Here is a 16,121-nt window from a genome sequence, read left to right as displayed (position 1 = left end):
GAATGCTCATTTACCATTCGTAAACTCCGCTTCCTCAGGTCTTGTCGCCTTGTTTGTCTCTAGCTCGCGAGCCCTTGAACAGGCTCTCCGGCGTTCGTGCTAGAGTGGCCGCATTTTGCGGCAGGGGTAACGGTCTCGTGTTCGAAATGGTCAAAGCGGGCGGCTGGATGATGCTGCCGATCATTCTCAGTTCCATCCTGGCCACGGCCATCATCGCCGAGCGGCTGTGGACCCTCAGGCGCAGCCGGGTCGCACCGCCGACGCTGCTCGCCCAGGTCTGGCGCTGGATCCAGGACAAGCAGCTCAATGCCGAGCGGCTGCGCGAATTGCGCGCCGGATCGCCTTTGGGCGACATCCTCGCCGCGGGCCTGGCCAATTCCCGCCACGGCCGCGACATCATGAAGGAAGCCATCGAGGAAGCCGGCAGCCGCGTGGTGCACGATCTCGAGCGCTACCTCAACACCCTCGGCAGCATCGCCGCCCTGGCGCCCCTGATGGGTCTGCTGGGTACGGTGTTCGGCATGATCGACATCTTCAGCGCCTTCATGAACGACGGCATGGCCAATGCGCCCATCCTCGCCGGTGGCATCTCCAAGGCCCTGGTCACCACCGCCACCGGCCTGCTGGTGGCGATTCCCGCGGTGTTCTTCCATCGCTACCTGCTGCGCCGGGTCGATGAGCTGGTGGTGGGCATGGAGCAGGAAGCGGTCAAGCTGGTGGACATCCTTCACGGCGATCGCGAGGTGGACGTCCGCGAAGGAGTTCCGGCGTGAAATTCCGTCGCCGCGCCGGGGGCGCCGCTCGCGAAGAGGTCTATATCAACCTGGCGTCCTTCATCGACGTCATCTTCGTCCTGCTGCTGTTCTTCGTGGTGACCGCGACCTTCAGCAAGCCCAGCCAGCTGAAGATCGAACTGCCCGAGGCCGATAGCGCCGCCGCGGCCGCCAACCAGGGCAAGATCCTGGAAATCAGCATCACCGCCGAAGGCCAGATGGCGCTCAACGGCCAGACCCTGGCGCGCAACGACCTGACCGGCCTGACCACCGCGCTGCAGCGGGAATCCGGCGGCGACAACAGCCTGCCGCTGGTGATCACCGCCGATGGCCGCGCCACTCACCAGGCAGTGGTCATGGCCATGGACGCTGCCGGCAAGCTGGGTTTCAGCCAGTTGCGCATCACCACCCTCGAGGCCCAGGCGAAACGGCCGTGAGCCTGGGCGAGCGCCTGGTCCGCGCCTGGTACCAGGGGCATCCGGCCCTGGGCCTGCTGGCGCCGCTCGAAGCCCTCTATCGCCAGGTCGCCCGGCGCAAGCGCCAGCGTTTCCTGGCGGGGCAGGGCAGCATCCATCGCGCGCCGGTACCGGTCATCGTGGTGGGCAATCTCACCGTGGGCGGTACCGGCAAGACGCCCATGATCCTCTGGCTGATCGGCCACCTGCGCGCCCGTGGGCTCAAGGTCGGGGTGGTCAGCCGCGGCTATGGCGCCACGCCGCCGAGTCTGCCCTGGCGGGTGCGGGCCAGCGACACCGCCGCCGTCGCCGGCGACGAGCCGCTGCTGATCGTGCAGCGCACCGGGGTGGCGCTGGTGACGGATCCCGACCGCGGTCGCGCCGTCGAACGCCTGCTCGCCGAAGAATCGCTCGACGTCATCCTTAGCGACGACGGCCTGCAGCACTATCGCCTGGCCCGCGACCTGGAGCTGGTGATGGTCGATGCGGCGCGCGGCTTCGGCAACGGTCGCTGCCTGCCGGCCGGCCCGCTGCGCGAACCCCTGGAGCGCCTGGCCGAGGTGGACGCCGTGATCCACAACGGCGCCGCGGTCGATCCGGCCGACGGCTTCGGCCTGACCCTGCAGCCCAGTGCCCTGGTCAATCTGCGCAGCGGCGAGACGCGACCGCTGGATTTCTTTCCGCCGGGGCAGCGCCTGCACGCCCTGGCCGGCATCGGCAACCCCGGGCGTTTCTTCGCCACCCTCGAAGGACTACACTGGCAGCCGTTGCCCCATGCCTTCGCCGATCACGCCACCTACAGCGCCGCGGACCTGACCTTCACCCCCGCGCTGCCGCTGGTGATGACCGAGAAGGACGCGGTCAAGTGCCGGTCCTTCGCCGCCGCCGACTGGTGGTACCTGGCGGTGGACGCCCAGCCCTCGGCCGCCTTCGTCGCCTGGCTGGACGGGCGTCTCGACCGACTCCTGCCCGAACACTCTCACTGACGGAACCTCTGCCCATGGATCTCAAGCTGCTGGACATCCTCGCCTGCCCCCTGACCAAGAGCCCGCTGATCTTGAGCGACGACAAGACCGAACTCATCAGCAAGGCCGCCGGCCTGGCCTTCCCGATTCGCGACGGCATCCCGGTGATGCTGGAAAGCGAGGCGCGCATCATCACCACGGACGAGCGTCTGGATAAATGAGCGCCGCCTTCACCGTCGTCATTCCGGCACGACTGGCCAGCACCCGGCTGCCCAACAAGCCGCTGCTCGACATCGCCGGCAAGCCGATGATCCAGCACGTCTGGGAGCAGGCCCGCCGCAGCGGCGCCGCGCAGGTGGTGGTGGCGACCGACCACGACGACATCCTGCGTGCCTGCGAAGGCTTTGGCGCCCGGGTCCTGCTGACCCGCGCCGACCATGCCTCGGGCACCGATCGCCTGGCCGAGGTGGCCGAGCTGCTCGGCCTGGCCAGCGACGCCCTGGTGGTCAACGTCCAGGGCGACGAGCCGCTGATCCCGCCGGCAGTAATCGACCAGGTGGCGGCCAACCTCGCCGCCCATCCCGAAGCCGGGGTAGCCACTCTGGCTGAGCCGATCAGTGACGTCGATAGCCTGTTCAATCCCAATGTGGTCAAGGTGAGCACCGACGTGAACGGCCTGGCACTGACCTTCAGCCGGGCACCGCTGCCTTGGGCGCGCAACGCCTTCGCCAGCGATCGCGCGCAGCTGCCCCAGGGCTTTCCCTATCGTCGCCACATCGGCATCTACGCCTACCGCGCCGGCTTCCTTGCCGATTTCGTCAGCTGGGGTCCCTGCGCCCTGGAAGAGACCGAAGCCCTGGAGCAATTGCGCGCCCTCTGGCACGGCGTGCGCATCCATGTCGCCGATGCCCTGGAAGCGCCCCAGGCCGGCGTGGATACCCTGGAAGATCTCGAACGCGTCCGTCGCCTGCTGGGAGCCTAGATGACCCTGCGCATCCTGTTCGTCTGCATGGGCAACATCTGCCGCTCGCCCACCGCCGAAGGCATCCTCAGGGCCAAGCTGGACGCCGCCGGCCTTGCCGAGGCTGTGGAGCTGGACTCGGCCGGCACCGGCGACTGGCATGTCGGCAAGGCACCGGATTCCCGGGCCATCCAGGCCGCGGCCGGTCGCGGCTATGACATCGCCGACCTGCGCGCGCGCCAGGTCGCTGAGGACGATTTCCAGCGCTTCGACCTGATCCTGGCCATGGACCAGGACAACCTCGCCTGGCTGGAACAGTTGCGTCCGGACGAGGGCGCCGTGCCCGAACTCTTCCTGGCGCGCCAGGGCCTGGCGGTGGACGAGGTGCCCGATCCCTATTACGGCGGTACAGCTGGCTTCGAGCGGGTCCTCGACCTGCTGGAAAGCGCCTGCGATGGCCTGGTCGCTGAGGTGGCTGCCCGTCATGGTCGCTGAGCTGCAACAGCTGGTTCCGCTGCAGGGCCTCAATACCTTCGGTCTGGTGGCAGAAGCCGATCGCTATCTGGAAGCCGCCAGTGACGCCGAGGTCCGCGCGGCCCTGGCGGTGGCCCGGCAGCTGGGCGTACCCCTGCGGGTGCTGGGCGGTGGCAGCAATCTGGTCCTGCCCGAACGGGTCGAGGGTCTGGTGCTGCGGCTGACCTCGCGCGGCATCCGCCTGCTGGCGGAGGAGGGCGATGCCCTGCTGGTGGAAGCCGAAGCCGGCGAGCCCTGGCACCCCTTCGTCATGGCCACCCTGGCCAACGGCTGGTACGGCCTGGAAAATCTCAGCCTGATCCCGGGCACCGTGGGCGCCTCGCCGATCCAGAACATCGGCGCCTATGGCGTCGAATTGAAGGACAGATGTGCGGGCGTCACGGCGCTCGACCGCCACAGCGGCGAACTCCATGACCTCAGTCCGGCCGATTGCGCCTTCGCCTACCGCGAGAGTCGCTTCAAGGCCGAGGCTGGTCGCTGGATCGTGCTGCGGGTGCGCTTCCATCTCAGTCGGCGCCCGCAGCTGGTGTTGGACTACGGTCCGGTGCGCCAGGCCCTGACCGAGGCGGGCGTCACGCAGCCGACCCCCGAGGCCGTCAGCGCGGCCATCTGCAGCATCCGCCAGAGCAAACTGCCCGACCCGGCGGTGCTGGGCAATGCCGGCAGCTTCTTCAAGAATCCGGTGGTGACCGCTGCCGAAGCCGCCGCGCTGCAGGGCCGCTATCCAGGTCTGCCGACCTATCCACAGGCCGATGGCAGCGTCAAGCTGGCCGCCGGCTGGCTCATCGACCAGGCCGGCTGGCGCGGTCATCGCGATGGCGCCGTGGGGGTGCATGCCGCCCAGGCGCTGGTGCTGGTCAACTTCGGCGGCGCCCGCAGTCGCGACGTCCTGGCCCTGGCCGAGCGCATCCGCGCCTCGGTGCGCGAGCGCTTCGGCGTAACGCTGGAGATGGAGCCGGGAAGCCTGACGTGACCGACGACGCCCCCGATGCCCAACGCCGCCGCCTGCTGATCGCCACCACCTCCGCCGTCGGCGGCCTGGGACTGGTGGCGGGTAGCGTGCCCTTCGTCTGCGCCCTGCGGCCCAGTCGTTCGGCGGAGGTGGCGGCGGCGCCGGTCGAGGTGGATCTCAAAACCCTGCGCGAAGGCGAGCAACTCACGGTGCAGTGGCGCGGCCAGCCGGTCTGCGTTCTGCGCCGCAGCGCGGCGGACCAGGCCCGGCTGTTGGCCGACCAGGCCGGCCTCGCCGACCCGGATTCCCGGGAATCCAGCCAGCCACCCTATGTCGATCCACGGCTGAGATCGCGGCGGCCGGACATCTTCGTGGTCACCGCTATCTGCACCCACCTGGGCTGTATTCCCTCCCTGGACACCGCAACGACGAACCAAGGCTATCTCTGTCCCTGCCATGGCTCCCATTTCGATCTCGCCGGGCGGGTCTATCGCGACCAGCCGGCACCCCTGAATCTGGCCGTGCCTCCCTATCACTTCAAAGGCGAGAGCCTGCTGGTGATCGGCAGCGACGGGGAGGGCGCGGCATGAGGGACAGGGAGCCCGGCTGGCTGGAGCGACGGCTGCCGATCGGCGCCTTCTGGCGCCGGCACCTCGGCGACTACCGGGTGCCGCGCAACCTCAACGTCTTCTATCTGTTCGGCTCGCTATTGCTCTTCATCCTGGCGCTGCAGGTGCTGACCGGACTCTGGCTACTGTTCGGCTATGAACCCACCGTGAAGGGTGCCTTCTCCTCGGTCCAGCTGTTCATGCGCGAGGTGCCCTTCGGCTGGCTGATCCGCTATCTGCACGCGGTGGGCGCCTCGGCGCTGTTCGTCTGCCTCTATCTGCACACGCTGCGCGGCCTGCTCTATGGCTCCTATCGCGCGCCACGGGAGCTGGTCTGGAGCTTTGGCGTGCTGCTCTATCTGCTGCTGCTGGCCCAGGCTTTCTTCGGCTATCTGCTGCCCTGGGGACAACTTTCCTACTGGGGCGCCCAGGTGTCCCTCAGTGCCGTCGAGGCCGTGCCCCTGATCGGCCCGACCCTGGCCGACCTGCTGCGCGGCGGGATAGTGCTGTCCGATGCCAGCCTGCGCCGCTTCCAGGCCCTGCACGTGGTCGGGCTGCCACTGCTGATCCTTGCGCTGGTGAGCCTGCACGTCGTCGCCCTGCGCCAGACCGGCTCGAACAATCCCGAGGGTGACGAGCGCGATGTCAGCGGTGCCGCCGGGGTGCCTTTCCATCCCTATCTGACGCTCAAGGACCTCTGCGGCCTGGCGGTCTTCCTGCTGGTCTTTCTCGCCGTGGTGCTGCTGGCGCCTGACCTGGGCGGACTGGTGCTGGAACCGGCCAACCAGCAGCCGGCCGATCCGCTGGTGACTCCCGCACATATCGCGCCGCCCTGGTACCTGGCCCCCTTCTATGCGCTGCTGCGCGCGGTGCCGAGCAAGGCCGGCGGTCTCGGCCTGGCGGCCCTGGCCATCGCCCTGCTGTTCGTCTTGCCCTGGCTGGATCGCAGTCCGGTCCGCTCGGTCCGCCACAAGGCCTGGCCGGCGCGACTGGGGCTGTACCTGGCCTGCCTGGCCTTTGTCGCCCTGGGCGTGCTGGGCGTGGTCGCCCTGACCGATGGGCGCCTGCTGCTGGCGCGTCTGGCGGCGGGTGTCTATTTCATCGGCCTGCTGGGCATGCCCTGGTACAGCAGTCTGGGTCGTCCGCGTACGCCAGCGGAGTCCCGGTCATGAGTCGCGTTCTGCTGCTGGTCCTGCTGCTGTGCAGTGGTCTGGCCATAGGCACCGAAGGCGATCCCCGGGCCGGTGCCATCAGCTTCGGCCGCTATTGCCTGGCCTGCCATGGCCAGGAGTACCAGCGCTTCGACCGGGTCGCCGCCGATCTTCACCTCGACCTCGCCAGCTGGGCGCCCGGGCGCACCCCCAGCGCGCCCATGCTCGGGCTGCTCAAGCCCGAGGACGCCCGGCGTGCCTTTGGCAGCGTGCCGCCGGATCTCACCCTGATCGCCGCGGTGCGCGGCGAGGCCTGGCTGCGCGCCTTCCTGCAGGAATTCTATGTGGCGCCCGGGCGGCCGCTCGGGGTCGACAACCTCAGGGCACCCGGCACGCGCATGCCCGACGTCCTGGCCGCCCTGCGCGGCCGCCAGGTGCGCGACTGCAGCGCGGGACGTTGCGTGCTGCGCCTGGAACCCGGCAGCGGCGCCCAGACGCCCGAGCAGTTCGCGCGCACCGTCGACGATCTGGTCGCCTACCTCGCTTATTCCGCCGCGCCCGAGCGCAGCCTGGCCTGGCGCCTCGCGCCCTGGGTGCTGGGCTATCTGCTGCTGTTCGCCGTCCTGGCCTTCTGGCTCAAGCGCGAATTCTGGCGGCGATTGCCCGACAGTGAGCGATGAGACTAGGTGGCGGGCGGCAAGGTGCGAGATAATCCCTTCTTTGCAGCTTCGCCCCCAACGGGGGAGGGACCCATGGGCGCCATAACCCGCCTGACCTGTTTCCATGATCCCGAGGATCACTACAGCCACCGGATCCGTCTGATCCTGGCGGAAAAGAACGTCGAGTGCGAGCTGATCGCCGTACGCCGGGGCGAGTGTCCACGGCAGCTGGCCGAGCACAATCCCTATGGCACCGTGCCGACGCTGATGGATCGCGACCTGGTGCTCTATGGCACCGAGGTGCTCATGGAGTACCTCGAGGAACGCTATCCGCATCCGCCGCTGCTCCCTGCCTATCCGGTCACCCGTGGCCAGTCGCGACTGCTGATGCACCGCATCGGCCGTGACTGGTGCAGCCTGGTGGACGCCATCCTGCAGGCCGCGCCGGGCGCCGACCTCGCCACCGCGCGCAAGGAATTGCGGGAGAGCCTGACCGGCGTGGCGCCGATCTTCGCGGAAAAACCCTTTTTCCTGAGCGACGACTTTTCCCTGGTGGACTGTTGCCTGCTCCCCCTCCTGTGGCGCCTGCCGCGCCTGGGCGTCGAATTGCCCCGGGCCGCCAAGCCGCTACAGGACTACATGGATCGCATGTTCGCGCGCGACAGTTTCCGATCCAGTCTTTCGGTCACCGAGCGTGAGATGCGCTAGAGGAGAACCCCATGAATTCCAGTCGCCCCTACCTGGTCCGCGCGCTCTACGAGTGGATCGTAGACAACGACTGCACGCCCCATCTGCTGGTCAATGCCGACTACGCCGAGGTGCGCGTGCCGCCGGGCTATGCCAACGACGGCCAGATCGTGCTGAACGCCTCGCCCAGTGCCGTGCGCGACCTGCACATGGACAACGAGGCGGTGAGCTTCAATGGCCGCTTCGGCGGCGTGGCCTACAACCTCTACGTCCCGATCGGCGCCATCCTGGCCATCTATGCCCGGGAGAACGGCCAGGGCATGGTCTTCGACAGCGAGCCCAGCCCGCCGGATGACCAGGGTCCCGACACTGGCGGCAGCAAGCCCGAGGCGCCCAAGCCGGCACCGGCGCGGCCGAGTCTGAAAGTGGTCAAGTAAGCCCTGCCGGCCTGCCGCGAAGTCTCTTTGCGGCAGGCAAGAAAAAGCCCCTGTCGGCATGGCCGGCAGGGGCTTTTTCGTAAGCCAGGCGGACTCAGCGCTTGAGCGAGGCCGGCAGGTGCGGCTGGATCTGGGTCAGCAGGCCGCGGAAGCACTTGGGGTTGCCGGCGACGATGTGGCCCTTCTCGAGGAAGTCGTGGCCACCGTTGAAGTCACCGATCAGGCCACCGGCTTCCTGCACCAGCAGGGCGCCTGCGGCCATGTCCCACTCCGACAGCCCCATTTCCCAGAAGGCGTCGAAACGACCGGCGGCGACATAGGCCAGGTCCAGGGCGGCGGAGCCGGCGCGGCGGATGCCGGCGGTCTGGCCGATCAGGCTGCGGAACATGCCCAGGTAGTTGTCCAGGTGATCGACGTCATTGGCACGGAAGGGGAAGCCGGTACCCAGCAGGGCGCCTTCCAGGCTGCGCCGGTTGGTGACGCGGATGCGGCGACCGTTCAGGGCGGCACCACGGCCACGGCTGGCGGTGAATTCTTCCTGACGCACCGGATCCAGGACCACGGCGTGCTCCAGGCGGCCCTTGTATTTGCAGGCGATGCTCACCGAGAAGTGCGGGACGCCACGGAGGAAGTTGGTGGTGCCGTCCAGCGGGTCGACGATCCAGACGTAGTCGGCGCCTTCGCCTTCGCCCGCCAGGTAGCCGGATTCCTCACCGTAGAAACCGTGGGTGGGGTAGGCCTTGCGCAGGGTGGCGAGGATGGTCTGCTCGGCGGCCCGGTCGACTTCGGAGACGAAGTCGTTGGCGCCTTTTTCGTCGACGGCGATCACGTCCAGGCGCTCAATCGAACGGAAAATCAGTTCACCGGCGCTGCGGGCCGCGCGCAGTGCGATGTTCAGCATGGGCTGCATGGATAAATCACCTGGGTTGTATAAGGAAAGCCGGCAATGATAGCAGACTTCGCGGCGCTGGAAGGGGTATTCGTGGCAAGCGGGCGCGTGTGGGCGTAGTATACGGCGCCGATTTCCCGCGTCCGCTCGAGGATAGCCACGTGCTGAACAACATCCGCGTCGTTCTGGTCAATACCAGCCATCCCGGCAACATCGGCGGTGCCGCCCGGGCAATGAAGAACATGGGGCTGTCGCGCCTCTATCTGGTCGATCCCGAGGACTTTCCCAGCGGCGAGGCCAATGCCCGCGCCTCCGGGGCCAACGACGTGCTCGACGCCGCCATCGTCGTCGACACCCTGGAAGAGGCCCTGACCGGCTGCAGTCTGGTGCTGGGCACCAGCGCCCGCGATCGCCGCATCCCCTGGCCGCTGCTGGATCCGCGCGAATGCGCCACCACCTCCCTGGCCCAGGTGGAGCAGGGTGGCGAGGTAGCCCTGGTGTTCGGTCGCGAATACGCCGGCCTCACCAACGAGGAGCTGCAGCGCTGCCACTACCATGTGCACATCCCCTCGGACCCGGCCTTCGGCTCGCTCAACCTCGCCGCAGCGGTCCAGGTGCTGGTGTACGAGGTGCGCATGGCCTGGCTCGCGGCGCAGAACCAGCCGACCAAGATGAACAAGGTCGAGGCCACCGCCATGCTCAACACCCAGCCGGTGACGGTGGAGGAGCTGGAGCTCTATTACGAGCACCTGGAGCAGACCCTGGTGGAGATCGGCTTCCTCGATCCGGCCAAGCCGCGTCACCTGATGAGTCGCCTCCGCCGCCTCTATGGCCGGGCCGGCATCAGCAAGCTGGAGATGAACATCCTGCGCGGCATCCTCACCGAAACCCAGAAGGCCGCCCGGGGCGAATCTCATCCGCGGACTATCCCCCCGATAGATAATGCCTGAGTGATTTGGTCGGTTTTAAAGTTGACCTTTTTTGTCGGGAATCCGATAATCGGGGTCATCCGATGCAACCCGCTCGAGTTCGTCATGAGACTGACCACCAAAGGCCGCTATGCCGTAACCGCCATGCTCGACCTGGCGCTGCATGCCCAGCGGGGCCCGGTGTCGCTGGCCGACATTTCCGAGCGGCAGGGTATTTCGCTGTCCTATCTGGAGCAGCTGTTTGCCCGGCTGCGCCGCGGCTCGCTGGTCAACAGCGTACGCGGTCCCGGCGGCGGCTATCAGCTGGCGCGCGACATGGGCGGTATCCATGTCGCCCAGGTGATCGATGCCGTCAACGAATCCGTGGATGCCACCCGCTGCCAGGGCAGCGGGGGGTGTCACCAGGGTGATACCTGCCTGACCCACCACCTCTGGTGCGACCTGAGCGATCAGATCCACACCTTCCTCAGTGGCATCACCCTGGCCGACCTGGTCGCCCGCAACGAGATCCAGCAGGTTGCCAAGCGTCAGGACACCAAGGTCTGTGCCAGCAAGCAATCGCCTTTAGCGGTCGAAAAAATCGAAGCGTCCACCATCGACTGAGCAGAGACGCCCGTCTGATTAGGAGTAACCGATGAAATTGCCGATCTACCTAGACTATTCCGCCACCACACCCGTCGATCCGCGCGTCGCTCAGAAGATGAGCGAGTGCCTGCTGGTGGACGGCAACTTTGGCAACCCTGCATCGCGCTCCCACCTGTTCGGCTGGAAGGCCGAGGAAGCCGTGGAAAACGCCCGTCGCCAGGTGGCCGAACTGGTCAACGCCGACCCGCGCGAGATCGTCTGGACCTCCGGTGCCACCGAGTCCGACAACCTGGCCATCAAGGGCGCCGCGCACTTCTACCAGAACAAGGGCAAGCACCTGATCACCTCCAAGATCGAGCACAAGGCGGTGCTGGACACCACCCGCCAGCTCGAGCGCGAAGGCTTCGAGGTCACCTACCTCGAGCCGGGCGAAGACGGCCTGATCACCCCCGAGATGGTCGAGGCGGCCCTGCGTGACGACACCACCCTGGTGTCCATCATGCACGTCAACAACGAGATCGGTACCGTCAACGACATCGCCGCCATCGGCGAGCTGACCCGTTCCCGTGGCGTGCTCTTCCACGTCGATGCCGCCCAGTCCACCGGCAAGGTCGAGATCGATCTGGAAAAGCTCAAGGTCGACATGATGTCCTTCTCGGCGCACAAGACCTACGGTCCCAAGGGCATCGGCGCTCTCTACGTCCGCCGCAAGCCGCGCGTGCGTATCGAGGCCCAGACCCATGGTGGCGGTCATGAGCGTGGCATGCGTTCGGGTACCCTGGCGACCCACCAGATCGTCGGCATGGGCGAAGCCTTCCGCATCGCCAAGGAAGAGATGGTCCAGGAAAATGCCCGCATCAAGGCCCTGAGCGATCGCTTCTACCGGCAGTTCGAAGGCCTGGAAGAGGTCTACCTGAACGGCAGCCTGATCCACCGTGTGCCGCACAACCTGAACCTGAGCTTCAACTACGTCGAAGGCGAGTCGCTGATCATGGCGCTCAAGGACCTGGCGGTCTCGTCCGGTTCGGCCTGTACCTCGGCCTCCCTGGAGCCGTCCTACGTCCTGCGCGCCCTGGGCCGCAACGACGAGCTGGCGCACAGCTCCATCCGCTTCACCTTCGGTCGCTTCACCACCGAAGAAGACGTCGACTATGCCGCGAGCAAGGTCACCGAAGCCGTCAACAAGTTGCGTGAATTGTCTCCGCTGTGGGACATGTTCAAAGAAGGCGTAGACCTGAGTCAGGTCGAGTGGCAAGCCCACTGACCCACCCCCTGATGAGTGAGGATTGAACCATGGCATACAGTGAAAAGGTCATCGACCACTACGAAAATCCGCGCAACGTCGGCAAGTTCGACGCGGCTGATCCGGATGTCGGCACCGGCATGGTCGGCGCTCCCGCGTGCGGCGACGTGATGCGCCTGCAGATCAAGGTCAACGAGCAGGGCATCATCGAAGATGCCAAGTTCAAGACCTACGGCTGCGGCTCCGCCATCGCCTCCAGCTCCCTGGCCACCGAGTGGATGAAGGGCAAGAGCATCGAGGAAGCGGCGTCGATCAAGAACAGCATGATCGCCGAAGAACTGGCCCTGCCGCCGGTGAAGATCCACTGCTCGGTACTCGCCGAAGACGCCATCAAGGCGGCGGTCAGCGACTACAAGCAGAAGAAAGGCCTGCTCTGAGGAGGAACCATGGCGATCAGCATGACCGAGTCCGCCGCCCGCCACGTGCAGCGTTCCCTCGACGGACGCGGCAAGGGTGAGGGCATCCGCCTGGGCGTTCGTACCACGGGCTGCTCGGGACTGGCCTACGTACTCGAGTTCGTCGATGAATTCGCGGCCGAGGACCAGGTGTTCGAAAGCCATGGCGTCAAGGTCATCATCGACCCCAAGAGCCTGGTCTACCTGGACGGCACCGAGCTGGATTTCGTGCGTGAAGGCCTCAACGAGGGCTTCAAGTTCAACAATCCCAACGTGCGTGGCGAGTGTGGCTGCGGCGAAAGCTTCAACATCTGAGGCCCGCCATGGGTAAGCCCTGTCACTTCGCCCTGTTCGAGATCAGGCCCGCCTTCGAGATCGATCAGGCGGGTCTGGCCTCGCGCTATCGCGATCTGGCCCGCACGGTCCATCCGGATCGCTTCGCCGATGCGCCGGAGCGCGAACGGCGCCAGGCGCTGGAGCGGTCGGCCGAGCTCAACGAGGCCTATCACGTGTTGCGCGCTCCGTCGCGCCGCGCGCGCTATCTGCTGGAGCTCGAAGGGCACGAGATGCCGCTCGAGGCGACCATCCAGGACACCGACTTCCTCATGCAGCAATTGCAGTGGCGCGAGGAGTTGGAAGACCTGCAGGACGCCGGCGACAGCGCGGGCATTCCCGCCTTCCGCCAGCGCCTCAAGGATGCGCAGCGTGACATCGAGCAGGCCTTCGCCGCGATCTGGCAGGATCCCGCCCAGCGCGAGTCTGCCGAGCGCTTGGTCCGTCGCATGCAGTTTCTCGACAAGCTGGCCAGCGAGATCCGCCAGCTCGAAGAGCGTCTGGACGATTAATCACAGGTGTCGCTCCGGCACCGACAACCATAAGCCGACTAGCCAATGGCTCTATTGCAGATAGCCGAACCCGGAATGGCGCCCAAGCCGCACCAGCGCAAGCTGGCGGTGGGCATCGATCTGGGCACCACCAATTCCCTCGTGGCCGCCGTCCGCAGTGGCGTGGCCGAGACCCTGCCCGATCTGCAGGGCGAGGTGATCCTGCCGTCCGCCGTGCGCTACGCCGCCGCTGGCGTGGAGGTGGGGGCGGGCGCCAAGGCCGCTGCCGCCCATGACCCCTTCAATACCATTCTTTCCGTCAAGCGCCTCATGGGGCGTGGCATCGCCGACGTCAAGCAGCTGGGCGAGCAGTTGCCCTATCGCTTCGTCGCCGGTGAATCGGAAATGCCCTTCATCGATACCGCTGCCGGGCGCAAGAGTCCGGTAGAGGTCTCCGCCGACATCCTGCGGGTGCTGCGCGAGCGCGCCGAAGCCACCCTGGGTGGCGAGCTGGTCGGCGCCGTCATCACCGTGCCGGCCTACTTCGACGACGCCCAGCGTCAGGCGACCAAGGACGCGGCCCGCTTCGCCGGCCTGAATGTTCTGCGCCTGCTCAACGAACCCACCGCGGCGGCCGTGGCCTATGGCCTGGACCGGGGCGAGGAGGGCGTGGTCGCCATCTACGACCTGGGTGGCGGCACCTTCGACATCTCCATCCTGCGCCTGACCCGTGGCGTCTTCGAAGTCATGGCCACCGGTGGCGACAGCGCCCTGGGCGGTGACGACTTCGATCACGCCATCGCCGGCTGGATCGTCCAGCAGGCCGGGTTGTCCAGCGATCTGGATCCGGGCACCCAGCGCCGCCTGCTGCAGAGCGCCTGCGCCGCCAAGGAAGCCCTGTCGGCCGCCGAGCGCGTCGAGGTCAGCCACGGCGACTGGTCGGGCGTGTTGGACCGCGGCACCTTCCAGGCACTCATCGCACCCCTGGTCGCGCGCAGCCTGAAGGCCTGTCGCCGTGCCCTGCGCGATGCGGACGTGGAGCCGGCGGATATCCGCGCCGTGGTCATGGTCGGCGGTTCCACCCGCGTGCCCTATGTCCGTGAAGCCGTGGGTGAGCTGTTCGACTGCACCCCGCTCACCGACATCGATCCGGATCGCGTGGTCGCCATCGGCGCCGCCCTGCAGGCCGATTCCCTGGCCGGCAACCGCGCCGGCGAAGAACTGCTGCTGCTGGACGTCATCCCGCTGTCCCTGGGACTCGAGACCATGGGCGGCCTGATGGAAAAGATCATTCCGCGCAACACCACCATCCCGGTGGCGCGGGGTCAGGATTTCACCACCTATCGCGACGGCCAGACCGCCATGCTGGTGCATGTGCTGCAGGGCGAGCGCGAGCTGGTCAAGGACGCCCGTTCCCTGGCGCGCTTCGAGCTGCGTGGCTTTCCGCCCATGGTCGCCGGGGCCGCCAAGATCCGCGTCACCTTCCAGGTCGATGCCGACGGCCTGCTCGGCGTTAGCGCCCGCGAGCTGTCCAGCGGCGTGGAAGCCAGCGTCCAGGTCAAGCCGTCCTATGGCCTGACCGATGGCGAGATCGCCAACATGCTGCAGGACTCCTTCCGCCATGCCGGAGACGACATGCAGGCCCGCGCGCTGCGCGAGCAGCAGGTCGAGGCCCGGCGGCTGATCGAGGCGGTCACCGCCGCGCTGGCCGCCGATGGCGAGCGCCTGCTGGACGCCGAGGAGCGTCAGGTGATCGAGCTGGAAATCGGCCGGCTGGCCGAGCTGCTGGACGCCACCGACGTCCAGGCGCTCGAAGACCAGACCAAGCGTCTTTCTCACGTAACCGATGCCTTCGCCGCCCGGCGGATGAACGCCTCGGTCAAGGCGGCCCTGGCGGGTCGTCGTCTCAACGATATCGAGGAGTAGTTCCATCATGCCGCAGATCACCCTGCTGCCCCACGCCGAGCACTGCCCCGAGGGCGCGGTCTTCGAAGCCAGCGAAGGCGAAACCATCATCGCCGCGGCCCTGCGCAACGGCATCGACATCGAGCACGCCTGCGAGATGTCCTGTGCCTGCACCACCTGCCACGTGGTCATCCAGGAAGGCTTCGACTCCCTCGAGCCTTCCGATGAACTCGAGGACGACATGCTGGACAAGGCCTGGGGTCTGGAGATGCGTTCGCGCCTGTCCTGCCAGGCGGTAGTTGGCAGCGAAGACCTGGTGGTGGAGATTCCGCGCTACACCATCAACCAGGTTTCCGAAGGTCACTGAGGACAGCTGTCATGGCACTGAAATGGACCGATGTGCTGGATATCGCCATCGAACTCAACGACGCCCATCCCGACGTGGATCCGCGCTACGTGAATTTCCTCAAGCTGCGCAACTGGGTCGTGGAGCTGCCGGAATTCGACGACGATCCCCAGCGGGGTGGCGAGAAGGTGCTGGAGGCCATCCAGGCCGCCTGGATCGAAGAGTCCGCCTGACGCATCGCCCGTACCGCGCTACGCTTTTCACCGGGACCCGCGTATAATCCGCGGGTTTCGTTTTTGCTCTATTCCCACATTCGGAGTTCACATGTCTGTTCAACGTACCCTGTCGATCATCAAGCCCGATGCCGTATCCAAGAATGTCGTCGGTGAGATCGTCACCCGCTTCGAGAAGGCTGGCCTGCGCGTCGTCGCTGCCAAGATGGTCCAGCTGTCCGAGCGCGAAGCCGGTGGCTTCTACGCCGAACACAAAGAGCGTCCCTTCTTCAAGGACCTGGTCTCCTTCATGACCTCCGGTCCGGTCGTGGTCCAGGTGCTGGAAGGCGACAACGCCATCGCCAAGAACCGTGAGCTGATGGGCGCCACCGATCCCAAGAAGGCCGACGCCGGTACCATCCGTGCCGACTTCGCCGTCTCCATCGACGAGAACGCCGTCCACGGTTCGGACTCCGAAGCGTCCGCCGCTCGCGAGATCTCCTACTTCTTCGCAGCCACCGAAGTCTGCGAGCGCATCCGCTAAGGATGAG

The 16,121-nt window shown here is 66.7% G+C and carries 23 protein-coding genes; 22 read left to right on the top strand and 1 reads right to left on the bottom strand.

The genetic code is table 11. The features are described from left to right. Positions 1 to 137 precede the first annotated feature (137 nt). The 12 genes from PSK12I2_RS0110525 to PSK12I2_RS0110470 all read left to right on the top strand — a co-directional run bounded on the left by PSK12I2_RS0110525 (position 138) and on the right by PSK12I2_RS0110470 (position 8,182). Positions 138 to 773: a MotA/TolQ/ExbB proton channel family protein gene (locus tag PSK12I2_RS0110525; protein ID WP_027598356.1), complete on the top strand. Its 636-nt coding sequence runs from the start codon at positions 138 to 140 to the stop codon at positions 771 to 773. Next, positions 770 to 1,210 carry a biopolymer transporter ExbD gene (locus PSK12I2_RS0110520; RefSeq protein ID WP_007162404.1) on the top strand — a complete coding sequence of 147 codons (441 nt, stop codon included), beginning with the start codon at positions 770 to 772 and terminating at the stop codon, positions 1,208 to 1,210. Before PSK12I2_RS0110525 ends, PSK12I2_RS0110520 begins: the two co-directional genes overlap by 4 nt. After that, on the top strand, positions 1,207 to 2,214 hold the full coding sequence (lpxK, locus tag PSK12I2_RS0110515; protein ID WP_027598355.1) for a tetraacyldisaccharide 4'-kinase: 1,008 nt from the start codon (positions 1,207 to 1,209) through the stop codon (positions 2,212 to 2,214). Before PSK12I2_RS0110520 ends, lpxK begins: the two co-directional genes overlap by 4 nt. A gap of 14 nt (positions 2,215 to 2,228) precedes the next feature. Further along, positions 2,229 to 2,414, top strand: coding sequence for a Trm112 family protein (locus PSK12I2_RS0110510; RefSeq protein ID WP_007162406.1), 186 nt, complete (start codon positions 2,229 to 2,231; stop codon positions 2,412 to 2,414). Beyond that, positions 2,411 to 3,175: a 3-deoxy-manno-octulosonate cytidylyltransferase gene (kdsB, locus tag PSK12I2_RS0110505; protein WP_027598354.1), complete on the top strand. Its 765-nt coding sequence runs from the start codon at positions 2,411 to 2,413 to the stop codon at positions 3,173 to 3,175. The genes PSK12I2_RS0110510 and kdsB overlap by 4 nt, the downstream gene beginning before the upstream one ends. Before the next feature lie 6 nt (positions 3,176 to 3,181). After that, complete coding sequence (locus tag PSK12I2_RS0110500; RefSeq protein WP_027598353.1) at positions 3,182 to 3,649, top strand: low molecular weight protein-tyrosine-phosphatase; 468 nt, start codon at positions 3,182 to 3,184, stop codon at positions 3,647 to 3,649. Continuing rightward, complete coding sequence (gene murB, locus PSK12I2_RS0110495; RefSeq protein ID WP_027598352.1) at positions 3,639 to 4,661, top strand: UDP-N-acetylmuramate dehydrogenase; 1,023 nt, start codon at positions 3,639 to 3,641, stop codon at positions 4,659 to 4,661. Before PSK12I2_RS0110500 ends, murB begins: the two co-directional genes overlap by 11 nt. Then, positions 4,658 to 5,230, top strand: a complete 573-nt coding sequence (gene petA, locus PSK12I2_RS0110490) for a ubiquinol-cytochrome c reductase iron-sulfur subunit (RefSeq protein WP_027598351.1) — start codon at positions 4,658 to 4,660, stop codon at positions 5,228 to 5,230. The genes murB and petA overlap by 4 nt, the downstream gene beginning before the upstream one ends. Then, positions 5,227 to 6,420, top strand: coding sequence for a cytochrome bc complex cytochrome b subunit (locus PSK12I2_RS0110485; RefSeq protein ID WP_027598350.1), 1,194 nt, complete (start codon positions 5,227 to 5,229; stop codon positions 6,418 to 6,420). The genes petA and PSK12I2_RS0110485 overlap by 4 nt, the downstream gene beginning before the upstream one ends. Next, positions 6,417 to 7,079, top strand: coding sequence for a cytochrome c1 (locus PSK12I2_RS0110480; RefSeq protein WP_027598349.1), 663 nt, complete (start codon positions 6,417 to 6,419; stop codon positions 7,077 to 7,079). The genes PSK12I2_RS0110485 and PSK12I2_RS0110480 overlap by 4 nt, the downstream gene beginning before the upstream one ends. Positions 7,080 to 7,151: 72 nt before the next feature. After that, positions 7,152 to 7,766 (top strand): glutathione S-transferase N-terminal domain-containing protein, encoded by a 615-nt coding sequence (locus PSK12I2_RS0110475; RefSeq protein ID WP_027598348.1) that lies wholly within the window; start codon positions 7,152 to 7,154, stop codon positions 7,764 to 7,766. An 11-nt stretch (positions 7,767 to 7,777) separates the two neighbouring features. After that, entirely contained in the window at positions 7,778 to 8,182 is a 405-nt protein-coding gene (locus PSK12I2_RS0110470) for a ClpXP protease specificity-enhancing factor (protein WP_007162414.1), read from the top strand. 94 nt (positions 8,183 to 8,276) lie between these two features. On the opposite strand, the gene suhB is transcribed toward PSK12I2_RS0110470, so the two are convergent. Further along, entirely contained in the window at positions 8,277 to 9,092 is an 816-nt protein-coding gene (suhB, locus tag PSK12I2_RS0110465; protein ID WP_027598347.1) for an inositol-phosphate phosphatase, read from the bottom strand. A 140-nt stretch (positions 9,093 to 9,232) separates the two neighbouring features. On the opposite strand from suhB, the gene trmJ reads away from it, so the two are divergent. The 10 genes from trmJ to ndk all read left to right on the top strand — a co-directional run bounded on the left by trmJ (position 9,233) and on the right by ndk (position 16,114). Continuing rightward, positions 9,233 to 10,021, top strand: coding sequence for a tRNA (cytosine(32)/uridine(32)-2'-O)-methyltransferase TrmJ (gene trmJ, locus PSK12I2_RS0110460; RefSeq protein WP_027598346.1), 789 nt, complete (start codon positions 9,233 to 9,235; stop codon positions 10,019 to 10,021). Between the two features lie 84 nt (positions 10,022 to 10,105). Then, complete coding sequence (gene iscR, locus PSK12I2_RS0110455) at positions 10,106 to 10,603, top strand: Fe-S cluster assembly transcriptional regulator IscR (RefSeq protein WP_027598345.1); 498 nt, start codon at positions 10,106 to 10,108, stop codon at positions 10,601 to 10,603. 31 nt (positions 10,604 to 10,634) lie between these two features. Beyond that, positions 10,635 to 11,849 carry an IscS subfamily cysteine desulfurase gene (locus PSK12I2_RS0110450; protein WP_007162418.1) on the top strand — a complete coding sequence of 405 codons (1,215 nt, stop codon included), beginning with the start codon at positions 10,635 to 10,637 and terminating at the stop codon, positions 11,847 to 11,849. A 29-nt stretch (positions 11,850 to 11,878) separates the two neighbouring features. Continuing rightward, entirely contained in the window at positions 11,879 to 12,265 is a 387-nt protein-coding gene (iscU, locus tag PSK12I2_RS0110445; RefSeq protein WP_007162419.1) for a Fe-S cluster assembly scaffold IscU, read from the top strand. Positions 12,266 to 12,274: 9 nt separating this feature from the next. Continuing rightward, entirely contained in the window at positions 12,275 to 12,598 is a 324-nt protein-coding gene (iscA, locus tag PSK12I2_RS0110440) for an iron-sulfur cluster assembly protein IscA (RefSeq protein WP_007162420.1), read from the top strand. Positions 12,599 to 12,606: 8 nt separating this feature from the next. Continuing rightward, positions 12,607 to 13,128 (top strand): co-chaperone HscB, encoded by a 522-nt coding sequence (gene hscB / locus PSK12I2_RS0110435; protein ID WP_027598344.1) that lies wholly within the window; start codon positions 12,607 to 12,609, stop codon positions 13,126 to 13,128. 45 nt (positions 13,129 to 13,173) lie between these two features. Next, positions 13,174 to 15,033 (top strand): Fe-S protein assembly chaperone HscA, encoded by a 1,860-nt coding sequence (hscA, locus tag PSK12I2_RS0110430; protein WP_027598343.1) that lies wholly within the window; start codon positions 13,174 to 13,176, stop codon positions 15,031 to 15,033. A gap of 7 nt (positions 15,034 to 15,040) precedes the next feature. After that, positions 15,041 to 15,379, top strand: a complete 339-nt coding sequence (gene fdx / locus PSK12I2_RS0110425) for an ISC system 2Fe-2S type ferredoxin (RefSeq protein WP_007162423.1) — start codon at positions 15,041 to 15,043, stop codon at positions 15,377 to 15,379. A gap of 11 nt (positions 15,380 to 15,390) precedes the next feature. Then, positions 15,391 to 15,591 (top strand): Fe-S cluster assembly protein IscX, encoded by a 201-nt coding sequence (iscX, locus tag PSK12I2_RS0110420; protein WP_007162424.1) that lies wholly within the window; start codon positions 15,391 to 15,393, stop codon positions 15,589 to 15,591. Positions 15,592 to 15,682: 91 nt separating this feature from the next. Beyond that, positions 15,683 to 16,114 carry a nucleoside-diphosphate kinase gene (ndk, locus tag PSK12I2_RS0110415; RefSeq protein WP_007162425.1) on the top strand — a complete coding sequence of 144 codons (432 nt, stop codon included), beginning with the start codon at positions 15,683 to 15,685 and terminating at the stop codon, positions 16,112 to 16,114. The last annotated feature ends 7 nt before the right edge of the window (positions 16,115 to 16,121 follow it).

Origin of the sequence: Pseudomonas sp. MOIL14HWK12:I2, from assembly GCF_000510745.1 — a bacterium.
Taxonomy (GTDB): Bacteria; Pseudomonadota; Gammaproteobacteria; order Pseudomonadales; family Pseudomonadaceae; genus Chryseomonas; species Chryseomonas oryzihabitans.
Note: the sequence above shows the minus strand (reverse complement) of the source record. Positions and strands in the feature narration are given on the sequence as shown.